16 protein-coding genes are annotated in these 19,581 nt (G+C 39.2%); 3 read left to right on the top strand and 13 right to left on the bottom strand.

Annotated features, from left to right (window positions below; all coding sequences use genetic code 11):
- Positions 1 to 426: 426 nt before the first annotated feature.
- From OK025_RS26100 to OK025_RS26060, 9 genes are all read right to left on the bottom strand, one after another.
- Positions 427 to 1,221 carry a (Fe-S)-binding protein gene (locus OK025_RS26100; RefSeq protein WP_317669792.1) on the bottom strand — a complete coding sequence of 265 codons (795 nt, stop codon included), beginning with the start codon at positions 1,219 to 1,221 and terminating at the stop codon, positions 427 to 429.
- Positions 1,222 to 1,228: 7 nt separating this feature from the next.
- Positions 1,229 to 2,527, bottom strand: a complete 1,299-nt coding sequence (locus OK025_RS26095; RefSeq protein WP_317667676.1) for a 4Fe-4S dicluster domain-containing protein — start codon at positions 2,525 to 2,527, stop codon at positions 1,229 to 1,231.
- Between the two features lie 215 nt (positions 2,528 to 2,742).
- On the bottom strand, positions 2,743 to 3,417 hold the full coding sequence (locus tag OK025_RS26090) for a TetR/AcrR family transcriptional regulator (RefSeq protein WP_070569195.1): 675 nt from the start codon (positions 3,415 to 3,417) through the stop codon (positions 2,743 to 2,745).
- A 361-nt stretch (positions 3,418 to 3,778) separates the two neighbouring features.
- Positions 3,779 to 4,345, bottom strand: coding sequence for an OmpH family outer membrane protein (locus OK025_RS26085; protein WP_317667675.1), 567 nt, complete (start codon positions 4,343 to 4,345; stop codon positions 3,779 to 3,781).
- A 103-nt stretch (positions 4,346 to 4,448) separates the two neighbouring features.
- The gene (locus OK025_RS26080) at positions 4,449 to 4,982 is read right to left on the bottom strand and encodes an OmpH family outer membrane protein (RefSeq protein ID WP_317667674.1); all 534 of its coding nucleotides are present in this window, start codon (positions 4,980 to 4,982) and stop codon (positions 4,449 to 4,451) included.
- A gap of 427 nt (positions 4,983 to 5,409) precedes the next feature.
- A complete protein-coding gene (bamA, locus tag OK025_RS26075) occupies positions 5,410 to 7,974 on the bottom strand; it encodes an outer membrane protein assembly factor BamA (RefSeq protein ID WP_317667673.1) in 2,565 nt (854 codons plus the stop codon).
- A 115-nt stretch (positions 7,975 to 8,089) separates the two neighbouring features.
- Positions 8,090 to 8,827 (bottom strand): isoprenyl transferase, encoded by a 738-nt coding sequence (locus OK025_RS26070; protein WP_317667672.1) that lies wholly within the window; start codon positions 8,825 to 8,827, stop codon positions 8,090 to 8,092.
- A gap of 301 nt (positions 8,828 to 9,128) precedes the next feature.
- Positions 9,129 to 10,013, bottom strand: a complete 885-nt coding sequence (locus OK025_RS26065) for an NAD kinase (protein WP_317667671.1) — start codon at positions 10,011 to 10,013, stop codon at positions 9,129 to 9,131.
- Between the two features lie 49 nt (positions 10,014 to 10,062).
- Positions 10,063 to 10,725: a CBS domain-containing protein gene (locus tag OK025_RS26060; RefSeq protein WP_317667670.1), complete on the bottom strand. Its 663-nt coding sequence runs from the start codon at positions 10,723 to 10,725 to the stop codon at positions 10,063 to 10,065.
- Positions 10,726 to 10,979: 254 nt separating this feature from the next.
- Between OK025_RS26060 and OK025_RS26055 the strand changes: the two genes are divergently transcribed.
- Positions 10,980 to 11,813, top strand: a complete 834-nt coding sequence (locus OK025_RS26055; protein ID WP_317667669.1) for a 1-acyl-sn-glycerol-3-phosphate acyltransferase — start codon at positions 10,980 to 10,982, stop codon at positions 11,811 to 11,813.
- A 5-nt stretch (positions 11,814 to 11,818) separates the two neighbouring features.
- The gene (locus tag OK025_RS26050; protein ID WP_317667668.1) at positions 11,819 to 12,778 is read left to right on the top strand and encodes a GNAT family N-acetyltransferase; all 960 of its coding nucleotides are present in this window, start codon (positions 11,819 to 11,821) and stop codon (positions 12,776 to 12,778) included.
- A 59-nt stretch (positions 12,779 to 12,837) separates the two neighbouring features.
- On the opposite strand, the gene OK025_RS26045 is transcribed toward OK025_RS26050, so the two are convergent.
- The 3 genes from OK025_RS26045 to OK025_RS26035 are packed head-to-tail and all read right to left on the bottom strand — an operon-like array spanning position 12,838 to position 16,693.
- The gene (locus OK025_RS26045; protein ID WP_317667667.1) at positions 12,838 to 13,578 is read right to left on the bottom strand and encodes an MIP/aquaporin family protein; all 741 of its coding nucleotides are present in this window, start codon (positions 13,576 to 13,578) and stop codon (positions 12,838 to 12,840) included.
- A gap of 9 nt (positions 13,579 to 13,587) precedes the next feature.
- Complete coding sequence (gene glpK / locus OK025_RS26040) at positions 13,588 to 15,087, bottom strand: glycerol kinase GlpK (protein WP_317667666.1); 1,500 nt, start codon at positions 15,085 to 15,087, stop codon at positions 13,588 to 13,590.
- 28 nt (positions 15,088 to 15,115) lie between these two features.
- Positions 15,116 to 16,693, bottom strand: a complete 1,578-nt coding sequence (locus OK025_RS26035; protein ID WP_317667665.1) for a glycerol-3-phosphate dehydrogenase/oxidase — start codon at positions 16,691 to 16,693, stop codon at positions 15,116 to 15,118.
- A 449-nt stretch (positions 16,694 to 17,142) separates the two neighbouring features.
- On the opposite strand from OK025_RS26035, the gene OK025_RS26030 reads away from it, so the two are divergent.
- Positions 17,143 to 17,649 carry a thioredoxin family protein gene (locus OK025_RS26030; protein WP_317667664.1) on the top strand — a complete coding sequence of 169 codons (507 nt, stop codon included), beginning with the start codon at positions 17,143 to 17,145 and terminating at the stop codon, positions 17,647 to 17,649.
- A 513-nt stretch (positions 17,650 to 18,162) separates the two neighbouring features.
- Here OK025_RS26030 and OK025_RS26025 read toward each other — a convergent pair.
- Complete coding sequence (locus tag OK025_RS26025; protein ID WP_317667663.1) at positions 18,163 to 19,554, bottom strand: arginine decarboxylase; 1,392 nt, start codon at positions 19,552 to 19,554, stop codon at positions 18,163 to 18,165.
- Positions 19,555 to 19,581 lie beyond the last annotated feature (27 nt).

Here is a 19,581-nt window from a genome sequence, read left to right as displayed (position 1 = left end):
GACTTTACGGCAAGGAAAAGGCAGACAGAATTATAAATCTATTGTAATGAGCGATTACAGATTGACCACTTATGAAATAAAGAACGTGCTATCTATGCCGACTAGAAAGGTGCTTTTAGGTTTGTTATATAGTTGAATGGGTGGAAATAAATATCATTTTTTTTTCAATAAATAATTTTTGAACAACATTTTGGAAGAAATGAACAACAATCAATTGAAGTAGAGGTGGTACCTTTGTTATGGCTAGATGTTAGAGTCGTTTGGTCAGCATAAATTCAACGCTGATCTTCGATTCGGGGGAATCCCCTATATTTTAACCGGCTTTGGGATTCCCTAATTTACACGTGGACAGGAGATATTCTTCTCCTTACACAAAAAGGCCCGATCGTATGATCGGGCCTCTTTTATGTAGTACAATAATGTTTTTTACAACTGATTTGCCCGAGCAGTGATTTCGGCAATATCGAGTACTTCTATCTCTGATTCTTTTTCCTTAATCTTCACGCCATCTTTTAACATCGTCATACAGAAAGGACATGCTGCAGCGACAACTTGAGGCTGTGCATCGATGACTTCTTCGATACGTTCGATGTTAATGTCTTTTGCTCCAGGCTCTGGTTCTTTGAACATTTGTCCGCCGCCAGCACCGCAGCAAAGTCCATTGCTCTTACAACGCTTCAGTTCGATCAACTGGGCATCCAAGCTTTCCAATACTTTTCTCGGTGCCTCATAGACCTCATTTGCACGACCAAGATAACAAGGATCATGATACGTTATCTTCTTTCCTTTGAATACGTTTTTATCCGCTGGTTTTAATTTTCCTTCATCGATCAGGTTTTGGATCAATTGTGTATGATGAATGACCTCATAGTTGCCACCTAGGGATGGATACTCATTTTTCAATGTATTGAAACAGTGTGGGCAAGCCGTTACTATTTTTTTGATTTCGTAGCCATTGAGTACTTCGATGTTCATCATGGCCTGCATTTGAAATAGGAATTCGTTTCCACTTCTTTTGGCAGGATCACCCGTACAACTTTCTTCTGTACCTAAGATGGCATATTTTAAACCGACATGTTGTAATATTCTGCAGATATCGCGCGTAATTTTCTGTGCACGTTCGTCAAAACTCCCTGCACAACCCACCCAAAATAGTATATCAGGAGTTTCTCCTTTGGCCAACAGTTCTGCAACTGTGGGAACTTTTAATTCATTTTCCATCATAAAACTATTGTTGTTGAGTCCAATTAGCGCGGTCCAATTGTGCATATTTCCATGGGGCGCCATTGTTCTCAATATTTCCAAACATATTGTTAATACTCGCAGGAGCTTGTGATTCTTCCATAACAGCAAAGCGGCGTAGCTCAATAATAATATCCAAAGGATTAATATTAACCGGGCATTGTTCTACACATGCATTACAGCTTGTGCAGGCCCACAACTCTTCTCGACTGATGTACGTGTCAATGAGAGATTTTCCGTCATCCTGAAAGCTTCCATTTGTTTTGATATTCGTACCGACTTCAGTCAGTCGATCCCGTGTATCCATCATGATTTTTCGCGGGGATAATAACTTTCCTGTCATATTTGCAGGGCAAGAGGATGTACAACGTCCACATTCAGTACAGGTATATGCATCCAATAGGCTCTTCCAGGTTAAATCCTGGACGTCTTTGGCTCCAAAGCGCGCATTCGCATCTGCTGCAGGTGGAGTGAAACTCGGATCAAGCATTGCCTTTACCTCGTTGGTCACAGCCGGCATATTCGATAGTTTGCCTTTCGCGTTCAGATTAGAAAAATAAGTGTTCGGAAAAGCCAAAATAATATGAAGATGCTTAGAATAGGGGAGGTAGTTCAAGAAAGCAAGTACACCTAGGATATGAAACCACCAACAGGAACGCTCGATTAAAAATAAGGCCTCCGTCGAAGTTGGAAGGTATGGAAGAAGATAGTGGCTTACAGGAAAGGAACCTACCGATTTAAAATGTTCAAAGCCATAGAGTTGTAATTTAAGATCAGAAGCGTTCATCAGCAGGAAAGCTGACATTAAAAGAATCTCTGTGATTAAAATAATATTAGCATCCGTCTTTGGCCAATGTTTCAATTCTACACTATTTAATCGAGCTACTTTAGCAATATTTCTTCGAATTAAAAAGATAACACAGGATACCAGTACACCAAGAGCAAGCCATTCAAATGCACCAATCAAAAAATTATAAAAACTTCCTAGAAATGAAAAGATGCGATGTGTGCCAAAAAGCCCGTCTATGACAATTTCCAACATTTCAATGTTGATGATGACAAATCCGAGGTATACAAATAAATGTAGGACTGCGGGGAAAATTCGCTTGAACATTTTCTTTTGTCCAAAGGCGACAAGGAGCATCATTTTCCAACGCTCCGCAGGTTTGTCTGAACGATCTGCCGGCCTGCCCAGCTTGATATTCCGATATATCTGTTGTGCATTTTTGCTGAAAAGAAACAATGCTACAGCGAAACAAACCGCAAATATTAGTTGACCTATCATATGCTTGGATCTTGGTTATAAACAAATATACTATATTATTTTGTTATGCTAACATAGTAAAAATAAATTATAAATGAAGACCTAAGATGATAATTTATTGGAAATTTTTAACGGCCCATATAGGCCGTAATAATGGCGAATAAAGGCTGTAATGAAAAACGTCCAAGAAGAAATTGTTTCTTTTTGGACGTTTTCTCTAGTTGTATCTGAGTAGACTACAGCTCAACATCAGAAAATGTCTGTTCTAATATTTTACGCATCGTTTTCTGAATCCGTTCTTTTCCCGCTTCGGTGTTTACATCAATACCGCAAAAGGTACTGCCCGTGGACTTTGCCTGAAGGCTCAAATAATAAATTGAACTGACTAAGATCGCCAACGTCGCTCTAAGGTCGTTTTCGGAGTTTTCGAATTTTGAATCGACATGTTTAAATAGTTCTTCGCCGAGCAATTCTCTTCTGTCGGCTATATTTTTAAGCGCTTTCGTCTTTTCGCCTAGGCCCCAATGAATGACTTTTTGCTTCGTTTTATCCTTCAAAAAGGTATTAAATTGAGATTTAAGCAATTCTTCTATCAAGGAGATACTGATGGAACCCGGATTTGTGATCATTTGCTCCAATACACCTTTGTCTCCGATTTGCCAAAAATCTTTTTGTGTCAGGTAAGCTTCTACCAGTTGATCGAGACCGCCAAAATAATTCCATATTAATGCTTTGTTCAGTCCACATTCCAAAGCAATATTAGGCCCATTCAATGCATGGTATCCTTTTTTCTGAATTACCTTTCCGACAGCAGCGATCATTCGCGCCTTGGTGCGTTCCTTGTCGCGAATAGGACCGGAAGTTACCTTTCTTTCTTTTTTAGGATTATCCTCAATAACTTTCTTTTTCATGCGAATAAAATCATTTTAACGACGAAGCGTTCTTAGGTACCTTATATTCGTCAGTTAATGAACAAATTTGGGACCATGAAGTTTTCATTAGGGTAGATATGTTTGTTTTCCGAACCAATATCTACAATTTAGCTGGTAAATGCAAGAAAATCAAGCAGCAGATTTTTATTTACACTATAATTTGACTGATTCGATAAGCTTTTGAGTTTACCTTATTCTTTTGGCTGTAGAACCGGAGCGTATTTGGTGCTGTCGGCGCTGTACGCTGATTGCGATTCACTTGCCATTGGGAAAATAGATAGGCAATAAAAAAGGGATTATCGCTATCGATAATCCCTTTTTTATTGCCTTGTATACTAGCTTATTTTCTTGCTGGAGCAGCAGGAGTAGCTGTAGCTGAAATACCTAATTTCGTTTTTACTGCAGCAGTTAAGTCTTCTCCACCTTGGAAATAAGGAATATTTGTGCTTGAAATATCAAATACATAAGCCATGCCTTTTTCTTTAGAAACAGCATTTACAGCTTCACCAACTTTTCTGTGTATAGGTGCAATTAATTCTTCTTCTTTTTTGTTTAAGTCTTCTTGAGCAGCTTGTTGTGCTGTTTGAATACGCGCTTGGATATCTTGTAATTCTTGACCTATTTTGTTGATTTCTGGATCAACAGTTTCTTTATTTGCTTCACTTCTGTTACGCAATTTATCGTTTGCATCTTTTTGTTTTGTTTGATAGATGGTAACCATATCTTGAATTTCTTTGGTTTTACCATCGCTCAATGTTTTCAACTGTCCTTCAGCTGCTTTAAATTCAGCTGTAGACTGAATAATTTCAGCAAAATTGATATGACCAATTTTTTGCTGCGCATTTGCGAATTGAGTTGAGAAAAATACTGCCACTAAAGCAACCGCACCCTTTAATAAATTTTTCATGCTTTTCATTTTAATCTAATGAGCCATCTTTATGGCAATCTTTTAGTTTTCTAATTAATTACTACTATTACTATTTGTGTCCACAATGATAATAAACTCCCGCTTAGTTTGCAAGACTCGGATTAGGTTTATATCCTAATTTTGTAATGACATCATTACTTTTATTCAATTTTGGATTGGCATAGAGAAAAGTTGACTCATTACCCTTGTCCATAATGAAATCAATTCCCTGTGCAGATGCAACGTCTTGGATTGCTTTTGCTACACGATCTTGGATTGGTTTCATTAATTGAGCGCGTCTTTTAAAAAGGTCACCCTCAAATCCAAACTTTTGTTTCTGATAATCTTTAACTTCTTTTTCCCTTGTCACGATTTCATCCTCACGACGACGACGCATATCTTCATTTAATAAAACCTGGTCCTTTTGATAAGCCTGATATAGCTTCTCGATCTCCGCATACTTCTGATCCACCTCTTCCTGCCATTGCTTAGACAAATCATCTAACTGTTTCTGCGCAGTCGTATATTCAGGAATATGTTTTAGGATATATTCTGAATCAGCATATGCAAGTTGTTGGGCAAATGTCGCTGTAGCACTAACGACTACAAAAGCTATAACTAACAATATTTTTTTCATATTTCCTGTGAGTTTTTATAGACTATACTTTTTATTATTTAACACTAATTTACCTTATGACTTCGGATAATCCCAAAAGTTTAATTCGAGAAAAGCGCTCTACGTAAATTTACGGCTCAAAAATAAGAAAAAAGAAGCAATCTAGCAGATATTTCTCCGGTTTAACACTATTTAACTTGTTGAAGAATGCTCCAATACAAGTTCCCCGAGTGTTGTCTATGGCTTTCTTTTTTCGTGATCATAATCGCACTCAATATAAGAAAATTTATAAGATATTTCGGGTGATTTCACATTTAATCCGCTCGGATGTAAATGAATGAAAATGGATAATTTACGGGTGGATAGTCTCAAAATAAAAAAGCTATCTGCAATTTCTTGCGATAGCTTTTTTATACTTTTATGTCAAACTAGTAGGGGACAAGAAAAATTAGAATCCGCCCATATTTTGCATGATACTAAATGTAAAGTTTTGTTTCCATGTACTGCTTGGTAAACCTGGGATAGGGTCGAATGCATGTCCATAATCTATGCCTAGCATACCGAAGATAGGTAAGAAAATACGGGCACCAACACCGGCAGAACGACGTACTTTAAATGGATTGTATTCTGTGAACTTGTTCCAGGTATTTGCAGCTTCAGCGAAAGCCAATACATATACCGTCGCCTGATCATTTAACATTACCGGGTGACGTAGTTCCATTTGATATTTGGTGTAGATTGGACTACCTGAGTTTCGCGCCACATTCACATTTTGTGTTCCCTCAGGAATGATCACACCATTTGCATAACCACGTAATGCGACAATTTCAGATCCCTGTAAGTAATCAAACCCTTGCATACCATCCCCACCGACTTTGAAACGCTCGAACGTTGATATTTCAGTTTTGCTGGAGTATTTACCCAAGAAACCAAATTGAGCTTGTGCTTTGAACACAAGTTTACCAACAATTTTGGCATACCATTGCGAATCAAATTTCCATTTGTGGTATTCTGTCCAACGGTAGCGTTCCTGAGCCGAACCATTTTTATAATCAATGTTGTTGAACAATGAATATGGAGGCGTCAATTGCACCGAGAATTTGATGTTTGAACCCGAAGTAGGGTAGATCGGCGCATCGATCGAGTTACGGCTAAACTCCTGAGTCAAGTTGATGTTATAGGCTGTACCATTATCGAATAGGAAGTAATTTCCATAGTTCTGTAGCTTATAACGCTGGAATGATAAGGATGTATTTGCCTGGAACCAGTTGTCTGGCCATTGTAGGCGTTTACCTAAAGTTGCGGTAATACCGGTCATCCAGATACGATTCAACTCGGAATCCTTTACAATTTGCTCTCCGGTATAGTAATTAAATCCACCATACGATGAACTCGACGTATAAGCACTCAGACCAAAGTAAATTGGTTTTTTTCCGCCCAACCAAGGTTCTGAAAAGGAGAAGCTATAGGATTGATAGCGTTTACCCGAAGTTTGACCACGGACACTCAGTTTCTGTCCATCTCCACGTGGCAACGGTTTCCAGGAACTTTTGTCAAAGAAATTGCTGGTAGAGAAGTTGTTGAATGTTAAACCTAATGTACCGATGATCTGACCTGCTCCATAACCACCAGAAAGCTCTACCTGATCCGAAGGTTTTTCAGTGACATTATAAACAATGTCCACTGTACCATCCGCATAATTTAAATTTGTCGGTACAGGGTTTGTTTTTTGTTCATCAAAATTTCCCAACTGGGCAATTTCACGTACACTGCGCATAATTTGCTCTTTGGAGAATTTTTGACCTGGTTTTGTATAAATAGAACGTAATACAACACGGTCGTTGGTAACGTCATTACCTTTCACAATAACGTTGTTGATAGTATACTGAGCACCTTCGTAAACGCGTAAATTCAAATCAATGGTATCGTTATAAATACGCGTTTGTTCGGGGTCTACGGAGAAAGTAAGGTAACCATCGTTCATATAGATCGAGGAAATGTCATCACTATTTTTTGTAGGTCCCATTAATTTTGCTGTTAATTTCTCTTCCGAAAAAACATCGCCATGTTTGATACCTAAAATTTTATTCAGCAAAGTGTCAGAATATTTGGCATTACCTGTCCATACAATATTACCTACATAATATTTAGGTCCTTCATAGATGTCAAAGTTGACCAGTACATTTTTTTCACCCTCACGAATAACGGTATCTTTTAAGATCGTCGCATCACGATAACCTTTGGCAGCCATTTTTTTGATCAGGTTTTCTTTACCCTCTTTGTATTTTTCTTCCTTGAACTTTCCTGGGCCAAATATACGGTACCACATTTTTTGTTTGATTGGCTTGGCCATTTTTCTCAAATCTTTCTGAGAGAAATGCTCATTCCCTGTAAAAGTCATTTTTTTGACTCTTACCTTATGTTTTTTATCCACGTCGGCAATAAGTATTTCATTATTAGCCTGCGCCGAGTCTTTCACTGTTTTTAAGGTGATCTCCGGATATAAAAAAGCTTTTTCTTTTAAGAACCGTTGGATTGTAGCACGTGTGGTGTTCATCAAGTTTTCGTTGACAATCTTACCAGTGTTACTATTTAAACGTTTGCGAACTTCTTCGGTTTGACTTTTGCTTAAACCATTGATGTCAATACGAGTTAAACGAGGACGTTCTACTACACGGATGGTCAAAAATATATTTTCACCTTCAATTTTATCTGCCCATAATTCGACATCATCAAAGAGGCCTTGAGCCATCATATCCTTCACTACTTTTGCAGTCGCCTCACTTGGAACTTCCAAATATTGACCTACCGACAATTTAGAGATCGTAATTAATACATTTTTATCTAAAAATTGTGTTCCAGTTATATCAATAGCACTAATTACATAGTTTTTAGGATTGAGATAGCTGATTTTTTCTGGGTCATTTAAATTGAACGCACCTTTGTCCTGTCCGTAGACAAGCTGCATTGATGAGAGGCCAAAAAATAGTATTACGGGTAGTATACGCTTCATTTATCTATAATTATTGGCGCTAAAGTACACCAATCGTTTGTTAATTTTTGTTAATTAAGAAAATTTTAACCAGCTTGTTTTTTTTTCAAATCAGTGGTCAAATTTAATAAAATCTTTACAACTGTTCACTTGTTTTTCCAAACCTTCTTTCGCGTTGCTGGTAATCGACGATGGATTTAAATAAATCTTCTTTCGTAAACTCGGGCCACATCTTATCTAGGAAGCATAATTCTGAATAGGCAATTTGCCAAAGCAGAAAGTTGCTTATTCTCAATTCTCCGCTGGTACGTATCAGAAGGTCAGGATCGGGTAGGTTTTGTGTATAGAGGTTTGCAGCGAATAATTCATCGTTAATTTCGTCTGCATTGAGTTTTCCGTCTTTTACTTGTTGGGCTAGATTACGAGCGGCGTCCACAATTTCTTGTCGGGAACTGTAGCTCAAAGCTAATGTCAATGTACAGTGTGTGTTTTCTTTCGTTGCTTCAATGGTCTCCTGCAGCTTTCTTTGTGCATTGGAGGGTAATTTGGTGATATCACCAATAACATTCAAGCGGACGCCATTCTCCTGAAAAGTTTTGATTTCTTTTTTAAGGGAAGTAACCAATAGTTCCATCAGTGCCATCACCTCAAGTTTAGGTCGATTCCAGTTTTCTGCAGAAAATGCATAAAGTGTCAGAAATTTAATATTGGCTTTTACACACCCTTCTAATGCTTCTCGTACTGCTTTTACACCATTTTGATGCCCAAATACACGAAGTTTCCCTTTCTGTTTTGCCCAGCGGCCATTGCCATCCATGATAATGGCGATATGCTGTGGCAGCTTAATATTATCTATCTGATCTAAAAAACTCATTTTTGCTGTTTTCAATAAAATTAACACCTTAGCCGTAAATGCTATTTCGGCGTTTCAAAACCTATTTTTGGTTTTCTGTATTGCTATCAATGATGATTGTTTGTTTAACGTACTTTTCATTGATTAATTATTGCCTGTTAATAGGGATATTCTTATTTCATCTTCCTATATTTCTTCCAAATATCGATTTTTAATTGGAAATTCAGAAGTACAATATGTAGAAAGATTGTTTGAAATATTTTGATCTATCAGATTTTGGGCTTTTTTTATACAACGCAAGCTTGGGAAAGCTAGGAATGGACTAGTAGTTTCTGACATCAATGCCCCAAAGTAATTTTTCCCGCAGTGTGCTGAAAAAGCTTTCATGGGGGAGCCTAATGAGATTAATCGTAAATGGAGCCTGTTTAATGGTTAATTTTACAGATGTATCAATGGACTCGTTTTTGGAATCACAGCTAAGGATGTACTGATTACTTCTACTCTCTATTTCCAATTCAAGGGTAAACTGATTTGAGATGACAATGGGTCTCACATTGAGGTTGTGCGGAGAGATGGGGGTAATGACAAAATTGCCACTTTCCGGCATAATAATAGGTCCGCCGCAACTCAATGAATAAGCTGTGGATCCGGTAGGTGTCGCGATAATCAGTCCATCCGCCCAGTATGAATTCAGCAGTTCGCCATTGATGCGTGCATTGACAGTAATCATGGCCGAGCTGTCATAACGAAATACGGTAATATCGTTTAGTGCGTAATGATTGCCCTGAAACAAATTCGTCTGTTCGGATTCAACGGAAAGCAATACACGCTTCTGTATGCTATAACGTTGGTTAAGGATATCGTCCAGTGCGTCTTCAAAGTCGTTTTTATTGATGGAAGCTAAGAAGCCCAGGCGTCCAAAGTTGATACCCGCAATTGGAATTCCAGCGTCTTTTATAAGAGATACTGCAGATAACATTGTTCCGTCGCCGCCCAAACTCAACATAATGTCAATATGATCTTTAATTTCTTGATAGGAATTGTACGTTGAAAAGTTAAAGTCACATTCAAACTGTGTGATCAGAAATTTATGAAATGGATCATATACCCAAATTTCAATATTTTTAGCCACAAGATATTCAAATAAGTGTTTCACATGTGTTATAACAGAGGGCTGAAACTCTCTTCCATATATTGCGATTCTCATATTGTTTTCGATTTTAATGGGGCAAAGATGAGAAAAAAACTAATTCTAATTAAATGTTGATGTAATTCATAAGCTGTTGATAGCGGTCGGCAGTGTCATCGAAGGCTGCGATGGTATTGTGGGTTTCCAGAATTAAATAGTTGTGTCTCAGAAATGAATTGAGCAATGCATTAATATTTGATTTGTCTATTTTCAGCGTAACTTCAATATTGTCACTTTCCAAATTTATTTTGGTTGCGCAATTGAGAATTCTACAATTATCACTTTCCACGAGATGGGCAATTTGCGACAAGGAAAAATCGTGCAGTCCGATGGCGAGGACAATAATGGCACCCGATTCATTTTGCGATTGAATCAAACTGATTGCCTTTAAAATATCTAATTGCGTACACACGCCGATATACTTATTATCCTGATCCAAAATAGGAACAATTGTGCTGTTATATACGGTCATCATCACCAGCGCATCGTAGGGATGTTGATTGAACTTCAATTGGGTCGGAGCGGTATTTATTTTTAGGGAAGAAAGGGGAGCATCTTCATCCTCCGCATCCAATAAGATGGTTTCATTAACCAGGCCAATATAGTCGTTACCATTTAAAACGACTAATTCTTTACAAAGCAAATCTTGCAGCTTTTCTAGCGCTTGTTGTATTGAATCAGCATTTTGAATACTGAAATCCGCATTTGAAAGAAATTGACTTATTAGCATACCCAAACTTAATAAAAAAACTATGTGAAATGAAATTTTCCAGGATCAGATTTCTACCTAATTCTTTGAGTCACTGTTGTGCTTCAGATAGGATCTAAAAGGATCAGGTTGCATATTTGCAAATAAGTGCAATTTTAAAGTTTAAAATTGTACTTTTATTACCATTCTGTTGTTATTTTTGTCAGCGAATAGAGTAAGGCTTGAATGAGAGCCTTAATGAAGATATACTATTTCTAATTGGAAAAATTGGATTGATGGCCACAAGCGAGAGTAAAAAGTTTATTGATATACGTGAAGTTATTCACAAAAAAAATGCGGGGCTTGCTAAATGGATTCCGTCTTTTTTACTTAATTATTTAAAAAGGACAATTCATGAAGACGAGATAAATGATATTATGACGCGCTTTGCAGATCTTCAAGGCTTGGATTTTGTTGATGCATTGATCAACGATCTGGATGTCAAGGTCAATTTGTATGGGGCAGAAAATATTCCCGTATCGGATCCGGTTATTTTTGCGTCCAATCACCCTTTGGGAGGATTGGATGGTATTGCATTTATGCACGCTATAGGTAAGTATAGACGCGATGTGAAGTTTTTGGTTAATGATATTCTTTTAAATATAGGTAATTTGAGGCCTTTGTTTGTCGGTGTCAATAAGTTAGGGGGGCAAGGGAAACAGGCGATCTCTGCGATTGAGGAGGCCTATGGAGCGGACGATGCACTACTGGTATTTCCTGCAGGTTTGGTTTCCAGAAAACAAAACGATGGCCGCATAGAAGACCTAGAATGGAAAAAAAGTTTTATTAGCAAATCAAAAAAATATAAAAAAGATGTCATTCCGGTGTTGATTGACGGTAAAAACTCTAAGTTTTTTTATAATTTTGCAAGGCTTAGACAGAAATTGGGTCTCAAGGTAAACATTGAAATGTTATATTTACCTGATGAAATGTTTGCCCAACGCGGACATACCGTCAATATTATAGTAGGAGAAAGAATCCCTTATACAGCGTTTGATCAATCAAAAAACGAAAAAACTTGGGCTGAGGAAGTGAAAAGAAGGGTTTATGGATTGGCTCAAGAAAAATAGAATTTATGCAAGAAATTATACCTCCAGTTGATAGAGAATTATTGAAGATCGAATTGAATAAAGATGTCTTCTTACGATATACCAACAATGGAAATAACGAGATATATTTAATCAATTATCATAATTCGCCAAATGTCATGCGTGAAATTGGGCGTTTGCGAGAGTTGACTTTTCGTGGAGCAGGGGGAGGTACAGGACTTTCAATTGATATCGATGAAAATGATACATGCGAAGATTGTTACGATCAGTTGATCGCATGGAATCCCGAAGATGAAGAAGTGGTTGCTGGTTATAGGGTAATCAAATGTGCTGAGGCTGGTGAAGTAAATGGTATACCCAATTTATCGACAGCACATTATTTTCAGTTTTCCGAATTGTTCACGAACGAATATCTACCTTACACCATAGAATTGGGAAGATCGTTTGTACAACCTAAATACCAACCGGCCATCGACAATAGAAAAGGAATTTTTTCATTGGACAATCTTTGGGACGGTTTAGGGGCTTTAGTGATGCTTAACCCTGAAATTAAATACCTCTTTGGTAAAGTGACCATGTATCCACATTACAATAAAGATGCACGGGATATGTTGCTTTATTTTATGGATTACTATTTTCCTGATCATGATAAATTGGTGCTTCCTCTTCCGGAATTGGAAATTAAAAATGATTACGACCGTTTTGTAGGGGTTTTTGATGGACTGGATTATAAAGAAGGATATAAGGTGTTAAATAGTCATGTGAGAGCATTGGGCGAGAATATTCCACCGTTGATAAATACATATATGAACCTATCGCCTACGATGAAATCATTTGGCACTGCGCGTAATGACGAATTTGGTACGGTAGAAGAAAAAGGTATACTGATTGTAATTGATGACGTGTATCCTGTGAAAAAGGAACGTCACATGAATACGTTTGATCGGGATCGTGAATACGGTCATAGAAAACCCAAGCGTGGATAACAAAAAAAGGGGATTCAATTATTGAATCCCCCTTTTTTTTGTAGGTACAGCGACCTTGATTAGGCCGGTTTTATACAAGCATAAAGTGCAAAGGCTAAAATAGCGCCCAAGATAGGTCCTAGGATTGGAATCCAGGCATAAGACCAGTCGGAGCTTCCTTTTTCTTTGATTGGCCAAAGGGCATGAAATAAGCGCGGCCCCAAATCCCGGGCAGGATTGATGGCATATCCTGTAGTTCCACCCAGCGAGAGGCCAATCGCCCATACTAGAAATGCAACGGGTATAGCACCAAGAGAGCCCATGCCAATAGGAGCTGTTTTTCCGTCGATGGTCACATCTTGACCTGTTATGAAGAAAATAACAAAAATCAAAACAAAGGTTCCAATAATTTCACTTGCCAGATTTGTTGATGTATTACGAATGTTGGGTATCGTAGCGAAAACACCAAGTTTGGTGGTTGGGTCTGCTGTTGCATCGAAATGGTCTTTGTGCATGATGTAGGTTAACATGGCGCCACAGAAACCGCCGGCAATTTGTGCGAGAATATAGCCAGGCACTTCCATCCAAGGAAGACCATGATTGAGAGCGACGGCAATGGTTACCGCAGGATTGAGGTGGGCTCCGGTATAGGGGCCAGCAAACACAACACCTACGTAGACCGCGAGTGCCCATGCGGTGGTGATTACAATCCATCCTCCATTTTCGCCCTTTGTTCCTTTCAAGATAACGTTGGCCACAACCCCATTGCCTAAAAGAAGGAGAAGGGTTGTGCCGATAAATTCTGCTAAATAGTGGTTCATGCTTGTTGGTTAGTTTTCGGTCCAGTACTGTAATGCTTTGACACCCTTGGTCCAGAGCTTAATGATCTTTTTTGTTTGCTCTTCTTGCTCTGCATCAGGTTCAAATATACGATCCTGAGCCCAAAACTTTGATATCTCGTCCTCATTTTTCCAGAATCCAACGGCCAGTCCTGCGAGGTATGCTGCCCCCAAAGCTGTCGTTTCTGTGATTTTAGGGCGTACAACTTTGCTGTTAAGCACATTGGCCTGAATCTGCATGAGTAGGTTGTTGGCCGTTGCGCCGCCGTCTACACGTAGCTCTTTGATCGGTATGCCACTATCCGCTTCCATTGCTTGCAGCACATCACGTGTCTGGAGGGAGATTGCTTCCAGTGAGGCGCGTGCTATATGCCCATTGGTGGTTGCACGCGTCAGGCCAAATAGCGTCCCTTGTGCACGAGCATTCCAGTACGGCGCTCCCAGTCCAGCAAAGGTGGGGATGAATGTGACGCCGCCGTTATCCTTCTCTGTAAGCGCTAATTGCTCTACGTCCGCCGATTTGTAGATGATGTTGAGATTGTCGCGTAGCCATTGGACCAGTGCGCCACCGATAAAGATACTTCCCTCCAGGGCATATTCTGTTTTTCCGTTGATTTTCCAGGCAACAGTTGTTAAAAGGTTGTTCTTTGAACGGATTGGTTTCTCACCGATGTTCATTAACATAAAACATCCTGTTCCATAGGTGTTTTTGACCATTCCTTTTTCAATACATTGCTGCCCGAAAAGTGCTGCCTGTTGATCGCCGGCAATGCCTGCAATCTTGACTTTGTGGGCAAAAATGGTTGTCCGGGATTCTCCATATATTTCACTGCTTTCTTTTACTTGCGGAAGCATAGCAGCGGGGATGTCAAATAGTTCCAGTAATTCCTTGTCCCACTCCATACTATGGATGTTAAAGAGCAAGGTGCGGGAAGCGTTGGTTACATCGGTGATGTGAGCGTCGCCGCGGGTAAGGTTCCAGACGAGCCAGGTGTCAATAGTTCCACAGATTAATTCTCCGTTTTGTGCTTTTGCCCGTGCACCCTCCACGTTATCCAGAATCCATTTTATTTTGGTGGCGGAAAAATAAGGATCTAATATCAGGCCTGTCTTTTCCTGGATTAGCTCATGTTTTCCTGCGCTGCGTAATTCGTCGCAATAATCTGCTGTGCGTTTATCTTGCCAGACGATGGCATTATAGATGGGCTTTCCGGTTTCTTTGTCCCAAACGACCACCGTTTCGCGTTGATTGGTAATGCCAATGGCGGCAATATTTTTGCCATTTAATCCTGCCTTTGTAGTTGCTTCTGCTGTGACACCTGCCTGCGTTGACCAGATTTCATGTGGGTCATGTTCGACCCATCCCGGTTGTGGGAATATTTGTGTAAATTCCTTCTGGGCAATGGAGACTATATTTCTGTCTTTATCGAAAATGATAGCTCTGGAGCTGGTAGTACCTTGATCCATTGCCAAGATGTATTGCTGTTCCATAATTGAGTATTGCTGGTTATTTTTTGTATTACTTTAAGATATAATTTTTTGCAACTTTTTGAAAATTTTCTATTTGATCTTTTTGCCAATTTTCATCTTTTTCCAGTTCCTGGGCGAGTATTTTTGCAACTTCCGGGGCAGCTTCAATCGCGGCCCTAGCGTCAAGAAATAACATACGTACCCGACGGGATAGCACATCTTCCACCGTCCTGGCCAGCTCATTGCGCGCAGCCCAAACAACCTCTGCTTTTTTGAATTCAAGATGCGCGATTAGTTTTTCGTCCCATTCGCGATTTTCTTGCGCTAGTGCACGGATAGCTTCCTGGTCGGCTCCATAAATGTACATATGATTGCTTCGGTCTGAAGTTGGAATGGCGCTATAAATCTTTTGTGTAGCGGAGCGGCTTTCTTTTTGTGGCAAGCAGCCGATTTTTATTGCTTTATCGATGGTATCTTGTCCCATTCGACGGAATGTTGTCCACTTTCCGCCTGTTAAAGTGAGTAATTTAGAGTCGCTGACGATTACCTTGTGACTGCGGGAGATCTCTTTGGTTTTGTTGGAGTTCCCTGTAGGAGCTGCTAGCGGACGGAGGCCGGCGAATACCGCCAGTGCATCGGCTCTTGTTGGTTGTTTTGTCAGGTAGCGTCCTGCAGTTTTTAAAATAAAATCGATCTCCTGTTCCAGCGCTATAGGTTCAAGACTGTGCTCATCGATCGGTGTGTCTGTTGTTCCTGCAATGACTCTATTGTGCCAAGGTACAAGGAAAAGGACACGCCCATCATCTGTTTTTGGGATCATAATAGCATCGTCTCCGGGAAGAAAAGATTTGTCGAAAACAAGGTGAACACCTTGGCTTGGGCGTACCATTTGTTTGGCTTCCGGTCTGTCCATTTTTAAAATATCATCGACAAATATACCCGTTGCATTAATAACAGCCTTTCCTTGTATGGTAAAGACTTCGCCGGTTTCGGTATCATTGGCGATGACGCCGTTTATTCGTCCATTGCTGTCTTTGGTGAGGTTGTTGACTCTGACGTAATTTAGGGCAACTCCGCCCATTTGTATACAGGTTTGCGCAACGTTGAGTGCAAGTCTTGAGTCGTCAAATTGTCCATCCTGATAGACTACCCCGCCATATAGGCCTTTAGGTCTAACAGTACTTATACGTTCAAGAGTTTCTTCTTTATTGATATGAATGGATTTTCCCAAGCTTAATTTACCCGCCAGAAGATCATATATTTTCATTCCAATGGTATAGAATGGGCCATCGAACCAGCTGTAATTGGGGATGATAAAGGATTGGTTTTTAACAAGGTGTGGGGCGTTTTTTTGAAGCAAACCTCTTTCGTGGAGCGCTTCTTTAACCAGGGAGATATCGCCCTGGGCCAAATAGCGTACACCACCGTGAACAAGCTTCGTTGCTTTGCTTGAAGTGCCTTTTGCAAAATCAACCTGCTCCAACAAAATTGTTTTGAACCCTCGGCTTAAGGCATCTAATGCAACACCTAATCCGCTGGCACCGCCACCTATTACGATCACATCCCATGCGCTCGTATCTCTTATTTTTTCTATCAGTTTTGACCTTTTGAATTCTTGGTGTTTCATTTTGTTTCGTTTTGGATTTTTGTAGTGAATCTTCTGTGCGTACTTTCCTACTTCCTTTATACTAAGTTATGCTATATTTATTGAATTTTAAAGGAAATTAAATAATATTTATGTTAAGATAAGGTGTTTGTTTTTGTTTTGTTTTGTTGTTTATTGTTTTTATTTTCATAAAAAGAAGCCTTTCTGTTTGGTGCACGATGGTCTGTCAATAGGTTGTTACTTTATTGCTCATCAGCGGAGATCTTACTAGGCATAACTATGTTTTGGTCATCTAAGGCTATGTGTACAGCCAGATCGTATTTTTAATAATCTGTTGAAATACCGCCTATTGTGATTCTGGCTGTTTTTTTTCATGGTCAATAGCTATATAATGTTTAACCATTATATGCTGCTTATGTTTTAGTTTAGGAAAATGATTTTGTAATTTTAGATCACTATTTAATTTATTTATGATGAGAAATATAAGATTATTGTTGTGTGGAGTAGCTGTATTTTTGGGATCGGTACTCGTGCAGTCCAAGGCCTTCTCGCAACAGCCTACAGCAACTCAGGAGCTTTCAAAGCCCTACAATCCAGATGCTAATGCGCAAAATGATATTGATCAACTATTGGTTCAGGCAAAGAGAGAAAAGAAAAATATCATCATTCAGGCTGGAGGGAATTGGTGTGTCTGGTGTTTAAGGTTTAATGATTATATCCATAAAACGGCAAGTGTCGACAAGTTGTTAAAGAGTCATTTCCTCTATTATCACCTCAATTATTCGAAAGAGAATAAAAATGAGGCTGTATTTCAAAAGTATGCTCCTGAAGGGAATAAACTAGGTTATCCATTTTTTATTGTTTTGGATAGAAATGGAAAAACATTGCATGTACAGGAGAGTGGGAGCCTGGAAAAAGGGAAGGGGTATGATGAAGAAAAAGTACTTAATTTCTTTACAGCCTGGGTCTCAAAATAGCAATTGTCGACTTTGGGATTTCTAGCTGCGCTAAAGAAGAAATACACCGTACTCCTTTCTTGTACGGCGATATAACATAATCTGAAGGATTAGTATCTCTGCTTCGCCCCAGATTCGTACCTGCTTCGGACGATCAACAGATCTTGTACAGATATTGCACAGCTATTTAACAGTCTCCGAACAGAAAAAGTCTGTACAATACTTGGTCAACAGCTGTAGCCGAATTGTTGAGCTCCGAACGTGTTCCGAAGCAGGTACGAACGCAATATGAATAAAAGCCAGCTGTCGCGGCTATGTTCAGTATTGTTTGCGTAATATCCTTAACGATGTTGTCTTTGTCTGTGGTTTTGGCTTTAATTTACGCCTGATTGTAAATAATGGGGGATAGCCTGGAAATGAAAAGGTCCCGATCGTACGATCGGGACCTTTTTGTATGGACTTAAAACCATTCTTTTTTCGACAAGGATATATTAATCCAACAGTTAAAAAGAGGTCTTGCTCCTGTAGCATATCTTATTGATAGCCTAATAATTTCATGACTTGTTTGGAGTTTTGCTCCTCACCAAACACCTCGTAGTTGAATGTTTCATCTCTATTGCGGCGTACAAGTACATGCTTAGGAGAAGGAAGTAGGCAGTGGTGGATTCCACCATATCCGCTTAATACATCTTGATATGCTCCTGTATGAAAGAAGCCCAAGTACTGTACCTTACGGGTCTTCGGCATAAATACCGAGTTCATGTGCGCCTCCTGATTGTAATAATCCTGTCCATCGCATGTGATTCCACCTAAATTGACGCGTTCATATTCTGAATCCCAGTTATTGATCGGCAGTAGAATGTATTTTTGATTCAATGCCCATACATCTGGTAAATTTGTAATGAATGAGCCGTCAATCATAAACCAACGTTCGCGATCGTTTTGTTGCTTGCGTCCCAAAACTTTATAGAGAATACCTGATGCTTCAGCAACAGTATATTTGCCAAATTCAGTAATAATATCTGGTTCCATGACTTCATGGTGCGCACAGATTTGTTTGATCCGATTGACAATCTCATTGACCATATACTCGTAATCAAAGTCGTGTACCAGTGAATCCTTAAATGGCATGCCACCACCGATATCTAGGGTATCTAAATCTGGGTTTACTTTCTTGAATTTACAATATAAAGTAACGTATTTCTCTAATTCGTTCCAGTAATACGGGGTGTCCGAGATACCTGAATTAATGAAAAAGTGAAGTAACTTTACTTTAAAGTTTGGATTGTCGGCGATCTTGTTGTTATAGAATTCAACGACGTCTTCTTGGCGAATCCCTAGGCGAGATGTATAGAATTGAGAATCAGGCTGCTCTTCGGAAGCAACGCGGATACCTAAAGCACAAGGCTCATCCAATTCGATTTCATCATCATAAAGGTTAAACTCCTCTTTGTTATCCAGTACCGGTATAATGTTTTTATATCCGTCGTGGATCATATCGACAATATATTGTTTGTACTGGTAGGTTTTGAAGCCATTACAGATCACTGTAATGGCTTTCGTTACTGTGCCCTGTCTTTCCAATGAATCGATCATCGGCATATCAAATGCAGATGAAGTTTCCAGGTGGATATCATTTTTCAAAGCTTCCTCTACGATGTGCTTGAAATGGGATGATTTGGTACAATAACAATATTTGTAAGATCCGCGATAGTTGTGTTTCAGAATTGCGGTCTGAAAGAGGATTTTCGCTTGCTGAATTTTTTTGCTGACGATAGGCAAATAGGTAAAACGTAACGGCGTACCGTACGTTTCTATCATTTCCATTAAATTCAAATCGTGGAAATACAATTCGTCGTCGATGATTTCGAATCCGTCTTGCGGAAAACCAACACTTAAGTCAAGAAATTCCTGATAGCTCTGCATTTTTTATTATTTTTGCAAAGATATACT

The sequence above is a fragment of the Sphingobacterium sp. UGAL515B_05 genome (assembly GCF_033097525.1).
Taxonomy (GTDB): domain Bacteria; phylum Bacteroidota; class Bacteroidia; order Sphingobacteriales; family Sphingobacteriaceae; genus Sphingobacterium.
The sequence above is the reverse complement of the archived record's forward strand: the minus strand, read 5'-3'. Positions and strand labels throughout refer to the sequence as shown.

Excerpts from the sequence above, each read along its gene's own strand:
- OK025_RS26090 (WP_070569195.1), bottom strand. The coding sequence starts at position 3,417 with ATGAAAAAGAAAGTTATTGAGGATAATCCTAAAAAAGAAAGAAAGGTA.
- OK025_RS26085 (WP_317667675.1), bottom strand. The coding sequence starts at position 4,345 with ATGAAAAATTTATTAAAGGGTGCGGTTGCTTTAGTGGCAGTATTTTTC.
- bamA (WP_317667673.1), bottom strand. The coding sequence starts at position 7,974 with ATGAAGCGTATACTACCCGTAATACTATTTTTTGGCCTCTCATCAATG.
- OK025_RS26055 (WP_317667669.1), top strand. The coding sequence starts at position 10,980 with ATGGCCACAAGCGAGAGTAAAAAGTTTATTGATATACGTGAAGTTATT.
- OK025_RS26060 (WP_317667670.1), bottom strand. The coding sequence starts at position 10,725 with ATGCTAATAAGTCAATTTCTTTCAAATGCGGATTTCAGTATTCAAAAT.
- OK025_RS26030 (WP_317667664.1), top strand. The coding sequence starts at position 17,143 with ATGATGAGAAATATAAGATTATTGTTGTGTGGAGTAGCTGTATTTTTG.
- OK025_RS26045 (WP_317667667.1), bottom strand. The coding sequence starts at position 13,578 with ATGAACCACTATTTAGCAGAATTTATCGGCACAACCCTTCTCCTTCTT.
- OK025_RS26070 (WP_317667672.1), bottom strand. The coding sequence starts at position 8,827 with ATGAGTTTTTTAGATCAGATAGATAATATTAAGCTGCCACAGCATATC.
- OK025_RS26035 (WP_317667665.1), bottom strand. The coding sequence starts at position 16,693 with ATGAAACACCAAGAATTCAAAAGGTCAAAACTGATAGAAAAAATAAGA.
- OK025_RS26050 (WP_317667668.1), top strand. The coding sequence starts at position 11,819 with ATGCAAGAAATTATACCTCCAGTTGATAGAGAATTATTGAAGATCGAA.
- OK025_RS26065 (WP_317667671.1), bottom strand. The coding sequence starts at position 10,013 with ATGAGAATCGCAATATATGGAAGAGAGTTTCAGCCCTCTGTTATAACA.
- OK025_RS26080 (WP_317667674.1), bottom strand. The coding sequence starts at position 4,982 with ATGAAAAAAATATTGTTAGTTATAGCTTTTGTAGTCGTTAGTGCTACA.
- OK025_RS26025 (WP_317667663.1), bottom strand. The coding sequence starts at position 19,554 with ATGCAGAGCTATCAGGAATTTCTTGACTTAAGTGTTGGTTTTCCGCAA.
- glpK (WP_317667666.1), bottom strand. The coding sequence starts at position 15,087 with ATGGAACAGCAATACATCTTGGCAATGGATCAAGGTACTACCAGCTCC.
- OK025_RS26095 (WP_317667676.1), bottom strand. The coding sequence starts at position 2,527 with ATGATAGGTCAACTAATATTTGCGGTTTGTTTCGCTGTAGCATTGTTT.
- OK025_RS26100 (WP_317669792.1), bottom strand. The coding sequence starts at position 1,221 with ATGGAAAATGAATTAAAAGTTCCCACAGTTGCAGAACTGTTGGCCAAA.